Source organism: Deltaproteobacteria bacterium (genome assembly GCA_016875225.1).
Taxonomy (GTDB): Bacteria; Myxococcota_A; UBA9160; order SZUA-336; family SZUA-336; genus VGRW01.
In genome coordinates, this window is the sequence record VGRW01000017.1 from 11,574 (window position 1) to 32,901 (window position 21,328).

Annotated in this window: 20 protein-coding genes; 8 read left to right on the forward strand and 12 right to left on the reverse strand. The window is 69.8% G+C overall.

Annotation, left to right across the window (positions count from 1 at the left end; genetic code table 11):
- The first annotated feature begins 73 nt into the window (after positions 1-73).
- The 3 genes from FJ108_06480 to FJ108_06490 are packed head-to-tail and all read left to right on the forward strand — an operon-like array spanning position 74 to position 2,175.
- On the forward strand, positions 74-385 hold the full coding sequence (locus tag FJ108_06480; protein MBM4335546.1) for an Hpt domain-containing protein: 312 nt from the start codon (positions 74-76) through the stop codon (positions 383-385).
- Positions 328-1,353: a diguanylate cyclase gene (locus FJ108_06485; GenBank protein ID MBM4335547.1), complete on the forward strand. Its 1,026-nt coding sequence runs from the start codon at positions 328-330 to the stop codon at positions 1,351-1,353. The genes FJ108_06480 and FJ108_06485 overlap by 58 nt, the downstream gene beginning before the upstream one ends.
- Before the next feature lie 33 nt (positions 1,354-1,386).
- On the forward strand, positions 1,387-2,175 hold the full coding sequence (locus FJ108_06490) for a PAC2 family protein (GenBank protein MBM4335548.1): 789 nt from the start codon (positions 1,387-1,389) through the stop codon (positions 2,173-2,175).
- Between the two features lie 12 nt (positions 2,176-2,187).
- Here FJ108_06490 and metF read toward each other — a convergent pair whose 3' ends face one another.
- On the reverse strand, positions 2,188-3,039 hold the full coding sequence (gene metF / locus FJ108_06495) for a methylenetetrahydrofolate reductase [NAD(P)H] (protein MBM4335549.1): 852 nt from the start codon (positions 3,037-3,039) through the stop codon (positions 2,188-2,190).
- On the opposite strand from metF, the gene FJ108_06500 reads away from it, so the two are divergent.
- Both FJ108_06500 and pyrF read left to right on the forward strand, forming a co-directional pair.
- Positions 2,939-3,460 carry a PilZ domain-containing protein gene (locus FJ108_06500; GenBank protein MBM4335550.1) on the forward strand — a complete coding sequence of 174 codons (522 nt, stop codon included), beginning with the start codon at positions 2,939-2,941 and terminating at the stop codon, positions 3,458-3,460. The genes metF and FJ108_06500 overlap by 101 nt on opposite strands.
- Before the next feature lie 34 nt (positions 3,461-3,494).
- The gene (pyrF, locus tag FJ108_06505) at positions 3,495-4,175 is read left to right on the forward strand and encodes an orotidine-5'-phosphate decarboxylase (protein MBM4335551.1); all 681 of its coding nucleotides are present in this window, start codon (positions 3,495-3,497) and stop codon (positions 4,173-4,175) included.
- A gap of 67 nt (positions 4,176-4,242) precedes the next feature.
- Here the strand turns inward: pyrF and FJ108_06510 are convergent, their stop codons facing one another.
- Genes FJ108_06510 through gspH form a run of 5 tightly spaced genes read right to left on the reverse strand, consistent with a single transcriptional unit; the run spans position 4,243 to position 10,542 of the window.
- On the reverse strand, positions 4,243-7,866 hold the full coding sequence (locus FJ108_06510; GenBank protein ID MBM4335552.1) for a hypothetical protein: 3,624 nt from the start codon (positions 7,864-7,866) through the stop codon (positions 4,243-4,245).
- Positions 7,863-8,396 (reverse strand): hypothetical protein, encoded by a 534-nt coding sequence (locus FJ108_06515; protein MBM4335553.1) that lies wholly within the window; start codon positions 8,394-8,396, stop codon positions 7,863-7,865. Before FJ108_06515 ends, FJ108_06510 begins: the two co-directional genes overlap by 4 nt.
- Positions 8,396-9,430 (reverse strand): prepilin-type N-terminal cleavage/methylation domain-containing protein, encoded by a 1,035-nt coding sequence (locus FJ108_06520; protein MBM4335554.1) that lies wholly within the window; start codon positions 9,428-9,430, stop codon positions 8,396-8,398. Before FJ108_06520 ends, FJ108_06515 begins: the two co-directional genes overlap by 1 nt.
- Position 9,431: 1 nt before the next feature.
- Positions 9,432-9,893: a prepilin-type N-terminal cleavage/methylation domain-containing protein gene (locus tag FJ108_06525; GenBank protein ID MBM4335555.1), complete on the reverse strand. Its 462-nt coding sequence runs from the start codon at positions 9,891-9,893 to the stop codon at positions 9,432-9,434.
- Positions 9,868-10,542, reverse strand: a complete 675-nt coding sequence (gene gspH, locus FJ108_06530; GenBank protein MBM4335556.1) for a type II secretion system protein GspH — start codon at positions 10,540-10,542, stop codon at positions 9,868-9,870. The genes FJ108_06525 and gspH overlap by 26 nt, the downstream gene beginning before the upstream one ends.
- Here gspH and FJ108_06535 point away from each other — a divergent pair.
- Positions 10,541-12,337, forward strand: a complete 1,797-nt coding sequence (locus FJ108_06535; GenBank protein MBM4335557.1) for an acyl-CoA dehydrogenase — start codon at positions 10,541-10,543, stop codon at positions 12,335-12,337. The two genes, gspH and FJ108_06535, sit on opposite strands and share 2 nt — an antisense overlap.
- Here FJ108_06535 and FJ108_06540 read toward each other — a convergent pair.
- On the reverse strand, positions 12,334-13,116 hold the full coding sequence (locus FJ108_06540) for a hypothetical protein (protein MBM4335558.1): 783 nt from the start codon (positions 13,114-13,116) through the stop codon (positions 12,334-12,336). The two genes, FJ108_06535 and FJ108_06540, sit on opposite strands and share 4 nt — an antisense overlap.
- Positions 13,117-13,287: 171 nt before the next feature.
- Here FJ108_06540 and FJ108_06545 point away from each other — a divergent pair, with 171 nt between their 5' ends.
- Together FJ108_06545 and groL are read left to right on the forward strand one after the other, a co-directional pair.
- Positions 13,288-13,581 (forward strand): co-chaperone GroES, encoded by a 294-nt coding sequence (locus FJ108_06545; protein MBM4335559.1) that lies wholly within the window; start codon positions 13,288-13,290, stop codon positions 13,579-13,581.
- Positions 13,582-13,584: 3 nt separating this feature from the next.
- A complete protein-coding gene (gene groL, locus FJ108_06550) occupies positions 13,585-15,267 on the forward strand; it encodes a chaperonin GroEL (protein ID MBM4335560.1) in 1,683 nt (560 codons plus the stop codon).
- 35 nt (positions 15,268-15,302) lie between these two features.
- Here groL and purU read toward each other — a convergent pair whose 3' ends face one another.
- The 5 genes from purU to FJ108_06575 form a co-directional block, all read right to left on the reverse strand.
- The gene (purU, locus tag FJ108_06555) at positions 15,303-16,160 is read right to left on the reverse strand and encodes a formyltetrahydrofolate deformylase (GenBank protein MBM4335561.1); all 858 of its coding nucleotides are present in this window, start codon (positions 16,158-16,160) and stop codon (positions 15,303-15,305) included.
- Positions 16,157-17,011, reverse strand: a complete 855-nt coding sequence (locus tag FJ108_06560) for an ATP-binding protein (GenBank protein MBM4335562.1) — start codon at positions 17,009-17,011, stop codon at positions 16,157-16,159. The genes purU and FJ108_06560 overlap by 4 nt, the downstream gene beginning before the upstream one ends.
- A gap of 46 nt (positions 17,012-17,057) precedes the next feature.
- Positions 17,058-17,585: a TIGR04211 family SH3 domain-containing protein gene (locus FJ108_06565; GenBank protein MBM4335563.1), complete on the reverse strand. Its 528-nt coding sequence runs from the start codon at positions 17,583-17,585 to the stop codon at positions 17,058-17,060.
- Positions 17,586-17,615: 30 nt separating this feature from the next.
- A complete protein-coding gene (locus FJ108_06570; protein MBM4335564.1) occupies positions 17,616-18,872 on the reverse strand; it encodes a spore maturation protein in 1,257 nt (418 codons plus the stop codon).
- A gap of 65 nt (positions 18,873-18,937) precedes the next feature.
- The gene (locus FJ108_06575) at positions 18,938-21,028 is read right to left on the reverse strand and encodes a bifunctional aldolase/short-chain dehydrogenase (protein ID MBM4335565.1); all 2,091 of its coding nucleotides are present in this window, start codon (positions 21,026-21,028) and stop codon (positions 18,938-18,940) included.
- Between the last annotated feature and the right edge of the window lie 300 nt (positions 21,029-21,328).

A 21,328-nucleotide genomic window follows, 5' to 3' on the forward strand; every position in this document is an offset into this window, starting at 1 on the left:
CAATCGGCCCGAGGCGGCGGCCGATGAGATCCCACCGGCACACCCAGCGCGTCGAAGTCGCGGAGATTCTGTGATGGATCCGATCCGAAGCAGCTACGAATCCGATCCGGACATGCTCGAGATCGTCTGCGATTTTGCGCGCGAGCTGCCGGCGCGAGCGGCCAGGCTCGAGGCGCTGCTCGAGGCGCGCTCGTACTCCGATCTGCAGACGCTCGCGCACCAATTGAAGGGCGCCGGCGGGGGCTACGGCTTCGCGCAGATCACCGAGGTGGCCGGTCGCCTGGAGCAATCGCTGAAGTCGGGCTCGTCGGAGACGCTTGCGAAGGAATGCGTGGCAGAGCTCTGCGCGATCCTGCGCGCGGTCGTGGTGCCGGAGACGAATTGAACCCGCAGGTTCCCAACCCGAACCGCGTGCTCGTGATCGACGACAACGAGTCGATCCACAAGCTCGTGGTCGCGCGGCTTCGACCCGAAGGGCTCGAGGTGATCGGCGAGGACGACGGCGAGCGCGGGATCGAGCGCGCGGTCTCCAGCCAGCCGGACGTGATCCTGCTCGACATCGGGCTTCCCAACGTGGACGGCTTCGAGGTGTGTCGTCGGCTGAAGGAGCACCCGTCCACGCGCAACATCCCGATCATCTTCCTGACCGGCACGACCGACACCGAGTCGAAGGTGCGCGGTCTGGACCTGGGCGCGGTCGACTACGTGACCAAGCCCTTCGATCAGGTCGAGCTGCGCGCGCGAGTGCGCGCGGCGCTGCGCACCAAGCGGCTGCAGGACATCCTCGAGCAGCAGTCGTTCCTCGACGGACTGACGGGCCTCTGGAACCGCTCGTACCTGGACCGCCGGCTGGAGTCGGAGCTGAACGTCGCGCGCCGGTACGGGCGGCCGCTCACGCTCGTGCTGGCCGACGTGGATCACTTCAAGCGGGTGAACGACAGCCTCGGGCATCTCTTCGGCGACATCGTGCTGCAGGGCATCGCCGAGGGCCTGCGCGCGTACGCGCGGCGCTCCGACATCGTCGCGCGCTACGGCGGCGAGGAGTTCGCGATCCTGCTCACCGACACGACGCTGCGCGCCGCGCTGCACGTCTCGGAACGCTTGCGCATGTCGGCGGAGAATCGCCACTGCGAGGCGCGCTCCGAGGTCGTGAGCGTGACCGCGAGCTTCGGCGTCGCGTGCAGCGAGGACATCGGAGGAGTGCTGACGCCGGAGGAGCTGATCCGCGCGGCCGACCTCGCCCTGTATGCCTCGAAGGACGCCGGACGCAACTGCGTGCACATGTACCGGGACGGGGAGCTGATCCTGACCACCGGCGATCCCGACGCTCTGGGCGGCTCCGGCGCGACGTAGCCGCGACCGGGCCTTTGTGCGAGGCTCTGCGCGGTGAGTGCGGCGAGCCCGCTTCGATTCCACCCGCCCGTCGATCCGCGCGAGCCGGTCGTGATCCTCGCGTACGCGGGCTGGAACGACGCCGGCGAGGCGGCGACGACCGCGGCCGCGCACCTGCTCGAGACGTTCAGCGCGCGCAAGCTCGCGACGCTCTCGATGGAGGATTTCGTCGACTACACCGTCGTGCGACCGCACGTGCGGCTCTCCGAGGCCGGCGCACGGCAGATCCGCTGGCCGGATCAGGAGTTCTTCGCGATCCGCTCCGAGACGAGCGACTTCGATCTGGTCGTCGGACTCGGCGTCGAGCCACACCTGCGCTGGCGCGGCTTCTCGGCCGCGATCGTCGAGCTCCTGGAACGGGTCGACGCGAAGCTCGTGATCCTGCTCGGCGCGTTCCTCGACGAGGTCATCTACTCGCAGCCGATCCAGGTGATCGGCGGAAGCACGGATGCTGCGCTCGTCGAACGACTCGGGCTCGCGGCGTCGAGCTACGAGGGACCGACCGGAATCGTCGGCGTGCTCGGCGACGAGCTGCAGACCGCGGGCGTGCCGACGCTCTCTCTCTGGGCGCGCCTGCCGCACTACGTGCAGGAGCAGCCGAACACGCGCGCGGCGCTGGCGCTCCTGCAGCGCGTCGAGGCGGTCACGGGCTTTCCGCTCGACAAGTCGGCGCTCGAGACCGCGGCCGCGACCTTCGACCAGGAGGTCTCCGAGGCGATCGCCGCCGATCCGCAGCTCGCGGCTTACGTGCGCGAGCTCAAGCGCCGCGCCTTCTCGCAGTAGCGCTCGCGCGCGCTAGAACAGCTGCTCGAAGACCCGCCGCGTCGCGGGCGAGCGATTCAGCGTGTAGAAGTGCAGCCCGGGCGCGCCGCGCCGCAGCAGCTCGCGGCACTGCGCGGTCGCCCACTCGACGCCGACCTCGAGCGTGCGCTCGTCGTCGGCGCCCGCCGCGTCGAGCGCGCGGCCGAGCTCGTCGGGAATGCGCGCGCCGCAGAGCGTGGTCATGCGGCGGATCGAGGCCGCGCTCACGACGGGCATGATTCCAGGCACGATCGGCACCGAGATCCCCGCCGCGCGCGCGCGCGCGACGAAGTCGAAGTAGTCCGCGTCGTCGAAGAAGAGCTGCGTGATCAGGAAGTCGACGCCGGCCTTTACTTTCTGGACCAGCATCTCGAGGTCGTGCTCGCGGCTGCGCGCCTTGGGGTGGGTCTCCGGATAGCACGCCGCAGCGACGCAGAAGCGCCCGCGCGGCCGTATCAGTGCGACCAGCTCGTTTGCGTAGCGCAGCGAGTCCGGTGGCGGTTGGTAGTTCTCGGGCTGGTCGCCGCCGAGCGCGAGCACGTTCTCGATTCCCGCGGATTCGAGCTGGTCGAGCGTGCCAGACAGCTCCTCGCGCGTCGAACCGACGCAGGAGAGGTGCGCCATCGCGGTGAGGCCGATCTCGTCCTGGATGCGGGTGACCAGCTCCACCGTCTTGCGCCGGGTGGAGCCCCCCGCGCCCCAGGTGACCGAGACGAACGAGGGAGACAGCGCCTCGAGCTCGGCGATGGTACGAAACAGAGAGTCGAAGCCGGCGTCCGTCTTTGGCGGGAAGAACTCGAACGAGATCACGGGCGCTCCCTTTCCGAAACGATCCGCGATCCGCATGTCCACTCCACCGGCGCGCGAGCTCCGCGCCTCAAGGCGACTCGAGACGGCTCCGATTCTATCCGGAGTGAACCCATCCGCGCGCGCACGCCGACGCGTCCTCACCTCGCGCGTTCCGGTCCGCTTCATGGCGGAGGGGACGGAGGGGCTCGGCCAGCTGAAGAACGTCTCGCGCTCGGGAATCTGCGTGCGCTCCTCCGACCTTCCGCGCCCGGGCGTGGCGATCGCGCTGCAGTTCGAGCTGCCGACGACGGGCATTCTGGTGGACCTGCGCGGCGAGGTGCGCTGGAGCAGCGACCGGCTCGGCTCGGCCGGCACCCAGTCGGCGTTCGGCGTGAACCTGCACGAGCCGCCGCCGCAGTTCCGGCTGTTCCTGCGCTGGGCGATCGAGCAGGCCGAGAAGGACGACGAGCCGGCCTAGGAGTGCGGGCCGCGCCTGTGCTATGCAGGCGAGAATGGCGTGCCCTGGCAGCGATCGGCTGATCTTCCCGCTCGACGTCGATTCACTCGAGCTCGCCCTGCCCTGGGTCGAGCGACTGCGCGGCAGCGTCGGGATCTTCAAGGTGGGGCTCGAGCTCTTCTCGGCCGCGGGGCCGGAGGCGGTCCGCGCCGTGCGCGAAGCGAGCGGCGCCGGTGTCTTTCTCGACGTGAAGCTCCACGACATCCCGGCGACCGTCGAAGGGGCGGCCCGCGTGCTTCGCGGCGTCGGCCCGGCCATGCTCACGGTGCACACCTCCGGCGGCAAGGCGATGCTCGAGGCCGCGGTGCGCGGCGCGGGGCCGGACGTGCGCGTGCTCGGCGTCACTCGGCTCACGAGTCTCGAGGCGTCGGTGGACGAGGTCTGCGAGCTCGCGATCCTTGCGCGCGAGGCCGGCTGCGGCGGGATCGTCTGCTCGGGCGCCGAGGCGGCGGCGGTTCGCAAGGCGGTCGGCCCGCGGCTTGCGATCGTCTGCCCGGGCGTGCGCCCCGCGGGAAGCGACGCGGGCGACCAGGCGCGCGTGGTCACTCCGACCGCGGCGATCGCCTCCGGCGCGGACTACGTCGTCTGCGGCCGGCCGATCCGAGGCGCCGAAGATCCGGCGGCCGTAGCGAACCGGATCGCCGACGAGATCGCGCGCGCGCTCGCCTCGCGCTAGCCCGGAACGAGAAAGGCCGGGGACCCCCGTGAAGGGATCCCCGGCCCCGTCGTCTCGAGCCGTGGCGTCAGAAGTTCTGGCGCCAGTAGATCATGTCGACCGGATCGAGTGTCAGACCGCCGCCGTCGGGATTGGTCACCTCGCCGGTGGACGTCTGCGCGGTGATCCGCACGATGATCTTCCCGGTCGAGTCACGCGACACCGTGATGCGCGGATCGGTGGGCGCGCCGTTTCCGATCACGCGCGTGCGCACCATCGAGACGCCATCCGAGGGATCCACGAGCGACGCCGCGCCGTCGTCCAGCGACCAGGCCCACTCCGCCGTCTTGCCGCCGATGTAGCAGTTCGCGGAGGCGGCCGCGCCGGGCTCGTCCGGCGTGTAGGAGACCGTCGCCACGTTTCCGGCGAAGATCAGGTGGTTGGTGATGAACTTCTCGCCGTCCGGCACGCGGAAGAAGTAGCCGTCGTCCGTCGCGTTCGGGTCGCTGGCCGCATTGGTCATGTCGGTGAGCTGGCCGTGGCCGGAGAGCGGCACCGTCGCGGGCCAGAGCGGCTCCTCGTAGGCCGGCGCCGTAACCGGGAACGCGCCCGACCCGGTCGGCGTGCGATCCTTCAGCACCCAGAAGCGGTTGTTGTCGTCGTACAGGCCGACGATGTCGTTCGGGTCGTTCGGGTCCTCCTGACCGCGATAGCCCAAGTTGGCGCGCTCGCCGCTCGCGAAGCTCAGCGTGAGCACGCGATCGTTGAACGCCGCCGCAGCGCTCTGGAAGATGCTGTGGTAGTGGAGCACGCCGCCCGCCGTGGTGGCCACCGGCGCCTCGAACATCACGCCGGCCGGCCAGATCGAGTTCGGCACCACGCCGGAGACCGGCACGCCGACCGCGGAGAGGTCCCACTTCCAGAGCTGACCGCCGAGATCGCCGATGTACACGACGTCGGCGAACCCGTCGAAGTTCAGGTCGAGGACCGCGGGCTCGGCCGGGATCGCGTAGCGCATCTTCGAGTAGGTGGCGCTGTTCGGGTCCTGGGCCAGCTGGCCGAGGATCGTCCCGTCCTTGACCCGGACGATGAACACGCCGCGTCCCTTCGTGGAGTACGAAGCGGAGTTCGGATCGTTGGTGTAGCTGAGAAGATTTGGGTCACCCTGCGTCCAATAGCCGGCGCCGAAGATCGCGACCCATTCCTCGACGCAGTCGCCGTCGCCGTTGTCGATCCCGCAGCGATCGCCCACTCCGAGGCCCGCGCGGATCTTCAGCTTGGTGAAGATCGGCTTGGACCAGGTCTGGCCAAGCCTTGAGTGCGTGAACTCCCACATCAGGCGCGGGTAGGGCCCGTGGTAGCCCGCGGTCGCGGTCGGGTCGGTCACGTCGAGCGCGAGAAGACTCTCGCCGCCCTCGCGAAGCGGGGTGAGCAACACCGTCGTCCAGTCCGTGCCCTCCTTCGCCGAGTTCATGTTGTAGTCGATCCAGACGTCCGCGGCCGCAGAGGCGCCGTCGACGGCGTAGATCTTCCCCTGGTCCCACTTCGGCAGATCCTTGATCTTGGGCAGCACCGCAGCGGGGATGTAGGCGAAGCGCTCGCGGCCGTCGCCCGCCGTGTAGTACTCGTCGCCCGTCACGCTCGGGCTCGGATCGACGAAGCTGCCCGCCGAGAACGCGTGCAGCATGCCGTCGTTGGCGCCGACGTACATCACGCGGTCGCGGTGCTTGTAGGTGTACATGAACGTGTTGGTGAGCGACTCCGGACCGTAGCCCGTCTCGTTGCGCAGGTACGAGAGCGGCGGACCGATCGCGAGCGGGTTGGAGTGGAAGATGTCGCCGAGCACGAACTCGCGCACGTCCGTGGTCGAGCCGTCCTCGTCCTCGTCGAAGGCGTCGAAGCCGTGCGTGAAGTTCACCACCGCGTCGGCGAGCTGCTCGGCGGTCGTGAAGTCGATCGCAGTCGGATCCTGCGGGTACTGCGGCTCCTCCGAGAGCAGGACGCCCAGGTCGCTCGCGGTGATGCCAGAGGTGGTGAAGGGCGCGCGCGCGCCGGACTTGGTGGTGTAGATCGTGCGCGAGGCGAAGTCCGCGAGCAGCGTGTCGGCCGCATCCCAATAGGGGTTGCGGGGCTCGTAGAACAGGTTGGTGAGAGGATCGATCGCGGGCTGGTTGGCCGCGTCGACCACGGTGAGCGTCTCGTCGACGCGGAACGCCTGAAGGTGCCCCGGCCAGAGCGAGCGGCGCCCGCCCGGCGCGAAGTACGCGGTGTAGAAGCCGTCGCCGAACAGCGTGCGGCTGGCGGGGACGTTCGCGGCGGTGAGCGTGGCATTGCGGTGCAGGATGTCGGTGACCGCGGTGCTCAGCACGGCGGCCAGCTCGTCGGCGTCGCTCGAGGAGTAGTACTCGCCGTCGCCGCGGTCCGCGACGTGCTGCAGGAGCGGCGAGTCGAGCGAGAAGCCCACCGTGTAGGTGATCGCGTTCTGCTTCTCGTCGATGGTCGGACGCAGATCGGTGTCGAAGAGATAGGCCGCGACGTCGTCGGTGTAGTCGCCGTCTCCGTCGACGTACGCGCCGATCGTGCTGGTGAAGGCCGTGCCGTGGTGATCGTTCGCGTCCGAGGTCGGCAAGCCGTCCGTCACGACGACGATGAAGATCTTGTCGCAGTGGCTGGTGACCGGGCTCTGCGGCGCGGACGATGCCGTCACCGTGCTGCCCGAGGTGTTGCGGTTGTACTGGGTGTAGCTGCCGAGCAGGCTCGAGCCCGCCAGGTAGCGGCCGACGTCGACGAGCGTTTCGGAGAGCGGCGTCGAGCCGGACGCTGGAAGCGTCGTGACCGCCGCGAGAAGCGAGGTCTTGTTGTTCAGGTCCGCCGGAACGACCACGTAACCGCCGTTGTTGTTCACGCCGTCGTAGCGCGCAAGCCCGAACTTGACCTTCGGGTCCTGGCCATCGACGTTCATCTCGTTCACGAGCGCCGTGACCGCCTGCTTCGCGGCGGCCAGCCGGTCCTGGGCGATGAAGTTGACCGGCGTGTTCCCCTTGTAGATCTCGTTCATGATCCAGAACAGGTAGTTCGGCGAGTACAGCGAGGTCGACGTGTAGGAGACGTCGGGCAGGGTGACGGTGGTGAAGGGCTGGCTCACCGTGGTGCCGCCCTCGCGCCGCCGCGCGCGGTTGGTCGTCGAGCAGGTCAGACCCGAGGGCACGTTCGTGCAGCCGCCCGGGACGTTCCAGCACTTGATCACGGCGCCGCTGTTGATCTGGCTGCCGAAGTTGTCGTCGTCGGCGCAGGAGGGCTGCGACGCCGGATTGAGCGCGGACATGCAGACCGCCTGCGAGTAGGAGCTGTTCGAGCTCGACGGGAAGATCTGGCAGGTGCGCTCATAGTTCTCGGTGCTGGTGCCGTTGCCGGTGCCGCTGTCCTCCCAGTTGTTGGGCGAGGTGGAGACGTCGCGATACACCGCCGGGCGGGTGGAGGTGCTGTTCACCGGCCAGTGGAACCAGAACTCCGGGTTCGCGCTGCCGCGATCGGTCCGGTACTTCTCGGGAAGGACCATCTGCCGCATCGATCCGGACGTGTCGAACTGGATCATCACGACCGGCGGCACGCGGCGCAGGAGGATGTCGAGATCCCCCTGGGCGTGCGCGCCGAGCGCGCAGGCGAGTGTCGCGAAGAGCGCGATCGTTCGTGCGAGGTTCTTCTTGGTCACTGGTATTGTCCTCCGCCGCCGCCCTCATGAAGTCGGTACTGAGCCTGCAAATGGACCATTCCGTTGCCGGCGTCCGTCGCGACGATGTCCGCGCGCACGGCGCCGAACGACTGGGCGTTGCCGCTGCCCAGGTTCAGCATGTATCCGTCGGGAGCCTCGACGGCTCCGCCGTTGGCGCCGATCGACTCGGCCACGGCGTTCTCGGGCCGACCCGAGCGAACCGCGATGGGATTTCCGAAGCCGTCGTTCACGAGCGCCGGCTCGTCGATGGTGAACGACGGCGTGGTGCCGCCGTTGTAGTTCGCGAGCAGGTTCGCCTGGACCATCGAGAGCCCGGCCTCCCCCGCGTAGAGCGTCGCGTCTTTCCTTCGGGAGCTACCGCTCGCCGATGCCTCGTCCTGCGCGTGCTGCAGCGCCGAGATCCCGAGCGCGCTCATCAGCAGCAGCAGGACGACGGCGACCAGAAGCGCCGCTCCGCTCTCGTCGCGAAGCGGCATCAACCGGGACTCAGTGACTCGAGATGGGTTCATCAGATGTCTCCAACGGCGACGAGATTGCGCGGCAGGATGCTCGAGCTGAAGCTGCGGCGCCGGAAGCGGTCCGGCGCCGCTGCGGCCAGACGGTTGGCGAGCGCGGGCCGTCCGCCGATCCGGCCGTGCGCCGAGTCGGCCGCCTCTTCGCGATCCGTCCGGGCGAGGACCGAGACGCGCACGCGGCGCACCATCGACATGTCCGCGGGAATCGCGCCAGAGGGCGGATCGGGCGTGTTCAGCGTGTTGACCGGGAACTCGGCGTCGCCGTCCTGGACGCCGTTCGGAGCTCCCGCGTTGTCCAGCCAGTACTCGACCTGCAGGTCCTCGATCGCCGTCGCGAGCAGCAGGCCGTTCCGGCGCAGCTCGAGCGCGTTCGGCTCGAGCTCGTAGACCTGGGCGGGAACCGCGCGGAGGTTCGCGCTGACTCCCGCCGTGATGTACTGGGTCGCGTCGCCGAACTCGACCGTGTCGTCGGTGTCGTGATCCTCGAAGTAGATGTCGCTTCCGACGATCCGCGTGATCCGCGCGCAGAAGGTCTCGGTCGGCGACGAGATGATGATCCCGCCGCCGTTTCCGGCGCCCGGGGAGCTCGGGATCAGGAAATCGACCGCGGGCGCGCTCCCGTCGATGTCGAGGCTCGACACGGTCACGTGGTCCGCCGTGAGCGCGGTGACCTGGGCGCCGTCGAACGGGAAGGCCTTGGTGTCGAGCGGCGAAGGCGCGCCGGTGAAATCGAAGTACGAGGCGTCCGAGACGCAGAAGCGGTCGGCGGCGTCGGTGCCGCCGTCCACGCTCGACACCGCGGTCCAGCGCGGAACCATGAAGCCGCCCATCCGCGTGTCGAAGGCGACCAGGTCCAGCGTCAGCCGGGCCTGCTCCTGTACGTCGAGGGCGCGCTCGTTGCTCGAGTAGACGCGCTTCTGATTGCTGAACACCACCAGAAGCTGCGCGGTGATCAACCCGAACACGGCCACCGAGACCATCAGCTCGATCAGCGAGAAGCCAGCGGAGTCGCGCGGTTCGCTGCGCATCTCAGTTCATCCTCTTCACGGAGTTGAGCTGGACCTGCCGAGGTCCGCCCTGCTGGTTGGTCCAGACCACCGTCACGGAGACCTGCGCGAGCCCCGCCGATGGCGAGTTCGGCGTCACCGTGACGCTTCGCGTGAAGCGGGTCTGGTCGTCCGGGTCGCTGCTCGCCTGGATCGGGTTGGCCGGGTCGTCGGTGACCGCGGCGGTCTGGAGCAGCGGGGAGCCCAGCGGCAGCGCCTCGATGTCGTCCATCTGCTCGCGCGCCAGGAACATCGCCTGCTGCAGGTACTTGCTGCGACCGGAGACCTTGATCGCGGAGAGCTGCGCGACCGCGATCGAGAGCAGGCCCACGCCGAGGATCGCCAGGGCGATCATCACCTCGAGGAGCGTGAATCCGGACTCCCGATTCGACTCACTGACTCGTCCGTGAATCCTCATGCTAGTGCCACCCCCCGCCGGCTGCATCGAGTTTTTGGAGCTTGACCGAGCCGAGCGGCATCAGGAGCACGGCCAGGACGGCGTCGTTGTTGTCGGTCACGTAGATCCCGCCGGCGCCGGTGCCCCACTCCGCGGGCGTGTCGATAGCGACGGCCGCGCCCTGCGGCGAGAAGGCGGCGACCGGAACGCCGAGCTCCGCCGAGTCGGGAAGCGTCGTCCCGTCCGCGAGCACCGCGAGCGCGACTCCCGGCTCGGTCCCGGTCAGGTCGTCCGCCGGGATCGCGTAGGTGCCGTGAGGAGTGCTGGTGACTCCGTAGAAGGAGATGCTCGGACTCAGTCCGGAGTCCGGGAAGATCGGCACGATCGTGTCGGCGGCCGTGACGCGGCTGTCGCCGTCGTCATCGGTCGCGAAGGCGGCGATCTGGCCGGGCGCGAACGGCGCCACGCCGTTGATCGGCTCGGCGAGCAGCAGGAACGTCATCCGGCCGGTCGCGATCGCGCGCGAGCGCGCGTTGGTCAGCCAGCCGCTCGCGTTCACGGCGGCGCGCCGGGTGTCTTCCTTGCGCTTGTAGCTGGTCATCGCGGGCATCGCGACCGCGACCACGATGCCCATGATCGCCACCACGACCATGAGCTCGATCAGCGTGAAGCCCTGTCGATCGCGAAATCTTTTCATGGTCCTCGCCTCCGGGCGGAGAGAGGAGCAACGGCCGTGCCGCGGCTCCGGGGGCACGAAGCGGGCGCGGCATGCGGATTCCGACGTGCGGACCCGCGCAAGGAATGCCGATCCGGAAAACCTTGCGCGCCTCCGGGGCTTCCTGCACAAATGGGGGCCCGATCCCTCTCTGGTCAAGGAGCAAGTCGTGCCGACCCCCCTCTCTCTCGACCGCACCCGCAAGGCGCTCGCCGCGCTCGAAGCGCCGATCGCGCGCGCAATTGCCAGCGCAAGAGCGCGCGACGTCGACGAGCAACAGGTCGCCGTTGCACGGCTTGCGGATCTGGCGACGAAGCTGCGCGCGGCGCAGGACCTGGCCGCGTACGCCGCCACGGCCGGCGCGATCTACCAGGAGCAGGCGGCGGTCTTCGCCGGGCACGTCGCGTCCGAGGTCGCCAGGCTCGTGCGCGACAACGGCGGCGAGCACGGGCTCGGCGCCTCCGACCTGCCGGGCGACGAGACGCAGACCTTCGCGCGCGAGGCGCTGGCGGACGAGCGCGTGCGCGCGATCGGACGCGCGGTCGCCCAGTCCAAGGGGCGCAACGACGGCCCGCTCGACGAGATGCTCGTGCTGGCACGCGACGCCGCGCGCGACTTCACCGACAGCGAGGTCGCGCCGCACGCCGAGCGGATCCACCGCAACGACGAGCTGGTGTCCGAGGAGTTCCTGTCGAAGATGGCGGAGCTGGGCTACTTCGGGCTCTCGGTGCCGGAGCAGTACGGCGGCGTCGAGATGGGCAACGTCGCCATGTGCATCACCACCGAGGAGCTCTCGCGCGGGTCGCTCGCGGCCGCGGGCTCGCTGATCACCCGGCCCGAGATCCTGACCAAGGCGCTGCTCGCGGGCGGCACCGAGGCGCAGAAGCTGCACTGGCTGCCGAAGCTGGCGTCGGGAGAGCTGATGGTCGGCATCAGCGTGACGGAGCCCGACGTCGGCAGCGACGTGGCGGGCGTGAAGTGCCGCGCGGAGCGAGCGACGCAGGACGGTGTCGCCGGCTGGACGATCACCGGGCCGAAGGCCTGGTGCACGTTCGCGGGCCGCGCCGACATCCTGGCCCTGCTCGCGCGGACAGACCCCGACATGAAGAAGGGCAACGCCGGACTGACGCTCTTCATCGTGCCCAAGCCGCGCGCTCTCGGTCACGAGTTCGAGTTCACGCAAGCCGGCGGCGGCAAGCTCGCTGGCAAGGCCGATGCGACGCCGGGCTACCGGGGCATGCACTCGTTCACGCTGAACTTCGAGCGCTGGTTCGTGCCCGCCGAGAACGTGGTCGGCGGCGAGGCGCAGATCGGCCGGGGCTTCTACCTGCAGATGGGCGGGTTCAGCGCCGGTCGCCTCCAGACCGCGGGGCGCGCCTGCGGCGTGGCACAGGCCGCACTCGAGAAGACCGCCGAGTACGTGGTCGACCGCGTGCAGTTCGGCAAGCCGCTGATCGACTACCAGCTCACGCAGTACAAGCTCGGCTGGATGGCGGTTCAGCTCGCCGCCGCGCGCGCGATCACCTACGCGGCCGCGGCCGCGATGGACGAGGACGAGCGCAAGGCCTCGCCCTACGCCGCGCAGGCGAAGCTGCTCGCCTGCGACGTGGCGGTCGCGGTCACGCAGGACGGCCAGCTCCTGCACGGCGGCTGGGGCTACGCCGAGGAGTATGCGATCAGCCGCTACGTGGTCGACGCGCAGGTGCTGCCGATCTTCGAGGGCGTGAAGCCGATCCTGCAGCTCCGAGTGGTCGGAAAGTCGCTGCTCGGAGGCTAGAAGCGGTCGAGCGGCGTGACGCGAACCACGAGAAGTGAGTCGCTCGCGCCTGATTCGCGAACGGCCCCGATCGGGAGCTCGATTCCCGAGGTCGACTCCGAGCCAGTCACTCCCCCGATCGCCATCGTCTCTCCTGGCGAGACGCGGACCCGGGTCGCCGCGCCGGTCTCTCGGATGGAGCCGTCGGGTCCGAGCTCCTGCACGACCGGGGTGATCTCGATCTCGATCGCGTCCCGACCCGCGCTTCGCGGGCGTACCCGGAAGCCGCTTCGCACCGGCACGAGCTCGGTCGACTCGGTCACGCGGGCGTACGGCCCCGCCCGCTGGATCGTGCGCGTGGTGACCGGGTGGTCGGCGCCGGTCCAGATCTCTGCCGAGCGGCCCTCCATCACCACCACGCTCGAGGCGAGCCGCTCGTCCGAGCCGGAGCGACCCGCGCTCGCGCGAATCCGCACGCCCTCCGGGCCGACGACCCGGCCGATCCGCACCCCGCCCGCCTCGACCCAGCCGGACACGCCGGCGGACTGCCCCTCGAGCGCGGCGCGCGTCGACGTCTCCGACTCGACGCGGTACTGGCGCACGGCCTGGTCCAGCTCGCGAAGCGCGTCGAGCGCCCGGGCCACCGCCCCCGCCTCGCCCGAGATCAGGAGCTTTCCCGAGTGCGGGTCGGCCACCGCCGTGCCCTGCCCCTCGAGCAGGGTCTCGACCAGCGGCGCGAGCTCCTCCGCGGGCCGATTCCGGGGCTCGTAGATCTCGAGACCCCCGGCCAGAGCCGACACGCCGAGGGTCAGGATCGCGATCGCGAGCCACAGAGCCGACTTGACACTCCGGCCTTCGCCCGTACGATGCGGCGCGCGCGCAGTCACGTGGAGATCCGTCCGACCGCGCGCCGACCGACCCCCAAACTCACCCTCAACTTCACCCCCAACGACAGGGAGATCCGGGAAACCATGGCAAGCAAGGTTCGTCCGCTCCACAACCGCATCATTGTGCAGCGCATCAAGGAAGAGGAGAAGACCGCGGGCGGGATCATCATCCCCGACACGGCCAAGGAGAAGCCGACCGAGGGCCGGGTGATCGCCGCGGGCCCCGGCCGGCGCGACGAGAAGGGCAACCTGATCGCCATGGACGTGAAGAAGGGCGACCGCGTGCTGTTCTCGAAGTACTCGGGCAACGAGGTCAACCTCGACGGCGAAGAGCACCTGATCATCTCCGAGGACGACGTCCTCGCGATCCTGGAGTAGCGCATGGCCAGCAAGGAGCTTCGCTTCGACGAATCCGCCCGGCGCGCGCTGCAGCGCGGCGTCGACATCCTGGCCGACGCGGTGAAGGTCACGATGGGGCCGCGTGGCCGCAACGTGCTGATCGAGAAGAGCTGGGGCGCGCCCACCTCGACCAAGGACGGCGTCACCGTCGCCAAGGCGGTCGAGGTCGCGAGCAAGTTCGAGAATCTCGGCGCGCAGATGGTGAAGGAGGTCGCTTCGAAGACCTCCGACGTGGCCGGTGACGGGACGACGACGGCCACCGTGCTCGCGCAGGCGATCTACGCGGCCGGCCTGAAGCTGGTCGCCGCCGGCGCGTCGCCGATGTCGCTGAAGCGCGGCATCGACAAGGCGGTCGCCGCGGTGGTCGAGCAGCTGGCCAAGAACTCGCGGCGGGTGCGCGGCAAGGACGAGATCACGCAGGTCGGCACCGTCTCGTCGAACGGCGACGCGTCGATCGGGACGATGATCGCCGAGGCGATGGACAAGGTCGGCAAGGAAGGCGTGATCACCGTCGAAGAGGGCAAGAGCGCGACGACCGAGCTCGATGCCGTCGACGGCATGCGCTTCGACCGCGGCTATCTCTCCCCGTACTTCGTGACCGACGGCGAGCGAATGGAGGGCGTCTTCGACGACGCCTACCTGCTGATCAACGAGAAGAAGATCTCGAGCATGCGCGACATGGTTCCGCTGCTCGAGGTGGTCGCTCGTTCCGGAAAGCCGCTCGTCATCATCTCCGAGGACGTCGAGGGCGAGGCGCTCGCGACCCTGGTCGTGAACAAGCTGCGCGGCACGCTGAACGTCGCCGCCTGCAAGGCGCCCGGCTTCGGGGATCGCCGCAAGGCGATGCTCGAGGACATCGCGATCCTCACCGGCGGTCGCGCGATCAGCGAGGACCTCGGCATCAAGCTCGAGAACGTGACGCTCTCCGACCTCGGCCGCGCCAAGCGCGTGGTGCTCGACCGCGAGAACACCACGATCATCGGCGGCGCCGGCAAGAAGGCCGACATCGAGGGCCGCGTCTCGCAGCTGCGCAAGCAGATCGAGGACACCGACTCGGACTACGACCGCGAGAAGCTGCAGGAGCGGCTGGCGAAGCTGGCCGGCGGCGTCGCGGTGATCCGCGTCGGCGCCGCGACCGAAGCGGAGCTGAAGGAGAAGAAGGCGCGCGTCGAGGACGCGCTCCACGCCACGCGCGCGGCCGTCGAAGAGGGCATCGTCGCGGGCGGCGGAGTCGCGCTGGTCCGCGCCGAGAAGGCGCTCGGCGATCTCGGGCTCGAAGGCGACGAGGCGCTCGGCGCCGAGATCGTGCGAACGGCGCTGACCGCGCCGCTGCGGCAGATCGCGATGAACGCGGGGCACGACGGATCGGTCGTGCTCTCGCGCGTTCGCGAGAAGTCCGGAGACCACGGCTTCAACGCCGCGACCGAGCAGTACGTGGACCTGGTGAAGGACGGCATCATCGACCCGACCAAGGTCGTGCGCGCCGCGCTCCAGAACGCCGCGAGCGTCGCCGGCCTTCTGCTCACCACCGAGTGCGCCGTGGTCGACCGGCCCGAGCCGGCGGCCGCCGGCGGCGGCGGCGCCCCCGACATGGGTGGCATGGGCGGTATGGGCGGCATGGGCGGCATGGGCGGTATGGGCGGTATCGGCGGTATGGACTTCTGAGAGGCCCGGGCGGCGCGGGCGACCGCGCCGCCCGCTCAGAACACCACCCCCCGCCGGCCGAGCGCGAGGATCCGGTCCTCGAGGTGCGCGAGCACCGCGCGTGCGAGCACCACGCGCTCCACGTCGCGGCCCTTCCGAACCAGATCGCCGATCGTGTCCCGGTGCGAGACCGCGACGACGTCCTGCTCGATGATCGGGCCCTCGTCGAGCTCGCTCGTCGCGTAGTGGGCCGTGGCACCGATGCGCTTCACGCCTCGCTCCCACGCCTGGTGGTACGGGCGCGCGCCGCTGAACGCGGGCAGCGTGCTGTGGTGGATGTTGATGATCCGCTCCGGGAACTCCGAGATGAAGCGCTCCGAGAGCACCTGCATGTAGCGGGCGAGCACGACCAGATCGATCTTCTCGCGCCGCAGCAGCTCGAGCTCGCGCTGCTCCTGCGCCGCCTTCGTCTGCTTGTCGATCTCGAAGACGTGGTAGGCGACACCGAACTGCGACGCGACCCCAGCGAGATCCGGGTGGTTCGAGACCACCAGCGCGATCTCGCCGCGCAGCTCGCCGAGCCGGTGCCGGATCAAGAGGTCGTAGAGGCAGTGCTCGAACTTCGAGACGAAGATCGCGACGCGCTTGGGACGGTCGGAGTAGGAGATCCGCCAGCGCATCTGGTAGCGGCCGCACTCGATTCCGAGCAGAGCCTCGAGCTGATCGCGCGGGATGTCGAGCTCGGCCAGGTCGAATTGGATCCGCTGGCTGAAGATCCCCTGCTCGGGGTCCAGGTGCTGCTGCGCCTCGAGGATGTTCGCGCCGTGGTCGTGCAGGAGCTGCGCCATCGCCGCGACCAGGCCCTTCCGATCCGGACAGCAGAGCAGAAGCGTCGCCGTGGTCGTCGCACTCACGTCGCGTCTTTCGGGAGCGTTTGGAGCAGCGCGATGCACGCCTGACGCGCGGTGCGCCCGCTTCTCGTGCCGCGCTCGAGCGCGAAGCGCAGCGCAAGCGCCTCTAGCTCGGCAGCGGGCACGAGGCCTTCCAGTCCAAGTGACTTCGCATGGAAGCGGACGATGCGCAGATAGGTCTCCTGGTCGAAGGCGAAGAACGGCAGCTCGAGTCCGAAGCGATCCGAGAGCGAGACCTTCTCTTCGGCCGTCTCGCCCGGGTGCAGGAGTCCGTCGGAATCCATTCGCGCCTCGGCATTCTCGGACAGGCGCTCGGTCAACAGATGGCGCCGGTTCGAGGTCGCGATGATCAACGCGTTCGCAGGCCGGCTCTCGAGCCCGCCGTCGAGCTCGGCCTTGAGCAGCTTCCAGCTCGTGTCGCCCTCCTCGAAGGAGAGATCGTCGCAGACCACGCCGAAGCGCTCGCGCCGGCCGCGAATCAGAGCCCAGAGCGGCGCGAGCTCGAGCAGGTCGTCGCGGCGCACCTCGACCAGCCGGAAGCCGCCTTCCGCGAACTCGCAGAGCAGCCCGCGAACCGCCGACGACTTGCCCGTGCCGCGCTCGCCGTAGAGCAGCATGTCGAGCGCGGGCTCGCCGCGCACGAACGCGGCGACGTTGGCGCGCAGCTTCGCGACCGAGCGCTCCACGCCGAGCAGCGCGTCGAGCGGGTACAGGTCCGGGTGCAGGATCGGCCGCAGTGCGCCGGCGCGAAAGCGGTACGCGAGCGCCTTCTCCTCGTCGGCGCCCGCGGCGGGCGCATCGGCGCGCGAGAGCGCGTCCTCGAGCCGCTCGAGCACGCGCTCGATCCTGGGCAGGAGAGCGTCCCAGCTGCGTTTCACGTCGCGTCCCGCGCCACCGCGATCAGAGCTTGAGCTTGCTTCGCGTTCCGCCGCCGCGCGGCGCGATCAGGCCGATCAGGATTCCGACCAGCACGATTCCCGCACCGGCGGTGAGCGCCTTCCAGCGCGCGTTCGCGCTCGCGTTCGATGCGTCCACCTCGAGCACGCGGTTGCGCTCGCGCAGCGTCGCGAGCTCGACCAGCTCCGCACTCTGCGCCACCAGCTTCTGGTCGAGCTCGGAGATGCGCGCCTCCGCCACGACAAGCTTCTCGCGCAGCTGCGGAAGCTGAGTGCTCGCCGGCGGCTCGGCCGAGACGTAGTCGCTCGGAACCCAGCCCTCCAGGTCCGCGTGCCTCACCCTGACCCAGTCGCCACTTCGCTCGAGCGTCCGGACCGCCGAGCCCGCCGGCAGGATCTTCAGGATGCGGTACTCGAGCCCGGGCCCGGAGCGGAGGTGGGCGCGCACCTCGCCATCGACGAACTCCGCCGCGGCGATGCGCGCGGTGCAGACGACGAGAACGACCCAGACGAGCCAGCGTGCCACGCGCATTCTCTACCACCTCGAACGGGCAGGTTCCAGCTAGAAGAAGATTTTCGCGAAGACGAGCGCGGCGGCGATGCCCGTGAGGTCGGCCGCCAGACACGCGAATACGGTGTGGCGGGCCGCCCGCACACCGACGCTCCCGAAGTACAGAGCCAGGACGTAGAAGGTCGTCTCGGTGCTCCCGTTGATGACCGAGACCAGGTAGCCCACGAACGAGTCCGGCCCGTGCGTCGTCATGGTCTCCGTCATCACCGCCATCGCGCCGCTCCCCGAGAGCGGCCGGATCAGCGCCATGGGGAGTGCCTCGGCGGGAAAGCCGAGCAGCGACGTGACCGGCGACACCGCCTGGGTCAGAGCGCCGAGCGCGCCCGAGTGCCGGAACATGGCGACACCGACGAGGATCGCGACCAGGAACGGGATGATCATGATCGCGATCTCGAAGCCCTCGCGCGCGCCGGCGATGAACGAGTCGTAGACCTTCACGCGACGCGTGAAGCCGAACAGGACGATCGCCGCCATCAGCGCCGGCAGAAGCCAGGTGTCGAGCGCCTGCTTCACGCCCTCGAGTCCGCTCGAATCGGGAGCGCCCGACGCGAGCTGCCGCACGAGTGCAAAGGCGAGCAACGACAGGAAGCCGGCGAAGACGAGCTTGCGCAGCGGCTCGCCGCGCGCCCGAACACCCGCGAGCTCCTCGGCCTCGGCCATGCCGCGGATCGCCGCCGCGGCGCTCGGGGCGGCAGCGTTCTCCGGCGCCCCGAGCGCGGCTCGCTCGACCGCGAAGACCGCGCGACCCTGGAGCAGCTTCGTCACCCCCACCGCGACGAGCGTCGAGCAGGCGGTCGCGAGAACGGTCGGGACCACGATCCCGGCGGCATTGCCCGAGCCCAGGCTCGCGCGAATCGCGATCACGCCGAGCGGGAGCACGGCGACGCCGGAGGTGTTGATCGCCAGGAACAGCGCCATCGCGTTGCTCGCCACGCCCGGCCGCGCGTTCAAGGTCTCGAGCTCGCGCATGGCTTTCAGCCCGAACGGCGTCGCGGCGTTGCCCAGCCCGAGCACGTTCGCGGCCAGGTTCAGGACCATCGCGCCCATCGCCGGGTGCTCGGGCGGCACGTCCGGAAACAGCCTGCGCATGACCGGCGAGAGGGCGCGCGCGATCGAGGCCATGAAGCCCGCGTCGCGCAGCACCCGCATGAAGCCGAGCCAGAGCGCCATCGGCCCGATCAGGCCGAACGCGACCACCATCACCGCGTTCTTCGCCGCGTCGAGCGCCGCCTGGTTCGTGGCGGGCATCGTGCCCGCAAACGCCGCGACCAGGACCGAGCTTGCGATCAGCGCGATGAAGATCGCGTTCAGCACTAGCGGGGAAAGGCGTCCGGAAGCCCGCCGTCGACGGGAAGCACCGCACCGGTGGTGGGAGTCTCCTGGCAGGCGAAGAAGACCACCGCCCGGCCCACGTGCCCCGCCGTGACGCGCGCCTTCAGCAGATTGCGGTTGCGGTAGAACTCCTCGAGCTCCTCGGGCGCGATCCCGCGCGCGGCCGCGCGGCCGGGACCGACCTCCTGCCACAGACCCGAGCGGTTCTCGGCCTCGCCGAAGACCGCGTCCGCGTTCACCAGGTTCACGCGCACGCCGATCGCTGCACCCTCGAGCGCGGCGACGCGGCCGAGCTGGTGCGCGCCGGCCTTCGAGGCGCTGTAGGCGCCGAACTCGATTCCGGGCGCGAACACGTTCTTGGTCGAGACCAGCACGATGTTTCCGCCCGTCGCCTGCCGGCGCAGCTGGAACAGTGCCTCGCGGAGGGTGAGGAACGCGCCCTTCAGGTTGACGTCGACCGCGGCCTCGAAGTCGGAGAGTGCGAGATCCGCAAGCGCCCCGACGCGCGCGACCCCCGCGTTCACGACCACGACGTCCACGCCGCCGAAGCGCTCGGCCGCGTGCAGGAACGCGTCGCGGACGTCGCCCTCGTCGGTGACGTCGCAGCGCACGCCAAGGCAGCGCTCGTCGCCGATCCGCTCGGTCGCGGCCGCCAGCCGCGCCTCGTCCACGTCGACGAGCACGACGTTCGCCCCGGCGCGGAGCAGCTCGCGCGCGACGCCCTCGCCGATCGCGCCCGCGCCGCCGGTCACCAGCGCCACCTGGCCTTCGAGCTTGGCTTGGGCGTCGCGGCGCAGCTTCGCCTGCTCGAGGCTCCAGTACTCCATGTCGAAGAGCTCGCCCTCCGAGAGCCCCTCGTAGCGGCCGATCGACGCCGCCCAGATCTTCGTGCGCACGGTGTGCTCGGCGATGTCGGCCGCGATCCGCGCGTCCCGTCGCGTCGCGCCCGCGGCGACCAGGCCGATGCCCGGCAGCACGAGCACTCGCGGCGTCGGATCGAGCATGGTGCGCTCCACGCGCTTGGCCGCGACGTTCCGGTCGAAATACTTCGCGTAGGAGCTGCGGTACTCCTCGATCTCCTCGCGAAGCCGCGTCGCGAGCGCCTCGAGATTCCCGTACGGCGGCCGCTCGATGAACAGATAGCGGCCCTTCGTGCGGATCACGTGATCGGGCGTGATCGGCGCGCTCGCGGCCAGCTCCGGCCCCTGCTCGGCCGCGGCGAAGTGCAGGATCTCGTCGGAGCTGCGCTTCTCGAGCACGAAGCGGCGGAACGGGCGCTCGAGATCGCCGGTGCGAACGGCGAGCGCACCGCGAACGACCGAGGCGATCTCCTTCCACTCGCGCATGGCCACGACCGGCCGCGCGTCGAGCGGCCGGCGGCCCTCGGTCTGGCCGTCGATGAAACTGCGCGCTCGCCCGACCAGCTCGATGTGCCGCTCGTAGCTGGTCTTCGCGTCGTCTCCGAACGTGACCAGGCCGTGCTTCTCGAGCACCAGGCCCACGACGTCCGGATCCTTCTCGAAGATCTCGACGGCGGACTTGGCGAGCGCGAAGCCGGGCATCGCCCAGGGAACCCATCCGACCCGCGAGCCGAACAGCGCGCGCACGCGGGAGGCGCCGTCGGGCTGGTTCGTGAGCGCGAGGATCGCGTCGGCGTGCGAGTGATCGACGAAGGCCGCGGGCAGGAAGGCGTGGAGCAGCGTCTCGATGCTCGGCGTCGGCGCGGTCGGGTCGACGAGCGCACGGCGCTGCTGCGCGACCATGTTTTCGTCGGAGAGCGCGCCGAGCGCGCGCAGCTCGAGCAGCGGCTGGAGCAGGAGCGCCGGCAGGCCCGCGGGCTCGATCCGCGCCAGGTCGCTCCCCGAGCCCTTCACGTGCAGCACGCGGACGTCGCGCCCGAAGAGATCGCGCGCGCTCGTCTTGACCGAGGTGTTGCCACCGCCGTGCAGCACCAGGTCCGGCTCGGCGCCGATCAGCCGAGACGTGTAGACGCGGTCGGCGAGGGCTTCGCCCTGCTCGGAGTAGCGCTCCCGGTAGCGCGCGAGCTCCTCAGGACCGAAGCGGCTCTCCATTGCGCGAAAACCTAGCAGAGAGGGCTTGCCTTGCCCCCGCACCGGGCCGCCGATACCCTGCGCGAGTCGGCTCCGAGCGCGCCCTGCCAAGGGTGTTCGCTCGGCCTGGTCAGTGCCGTCGATGAGCGGGCGGCGATCGGGGCGGGAGCTGGGTCCCGCGCGACGTTCACGCGCCGCGTTAGGAGGTGGTCCAAAAGTGTTTCAATCAAGCACAGTGACGGCAGAGGTGGTTTCCATCTAGGTCCGCCTAGAAACCTGGTGGCGGACCTGGCATGGCCCAGGAACCACCCGAACCCCGAG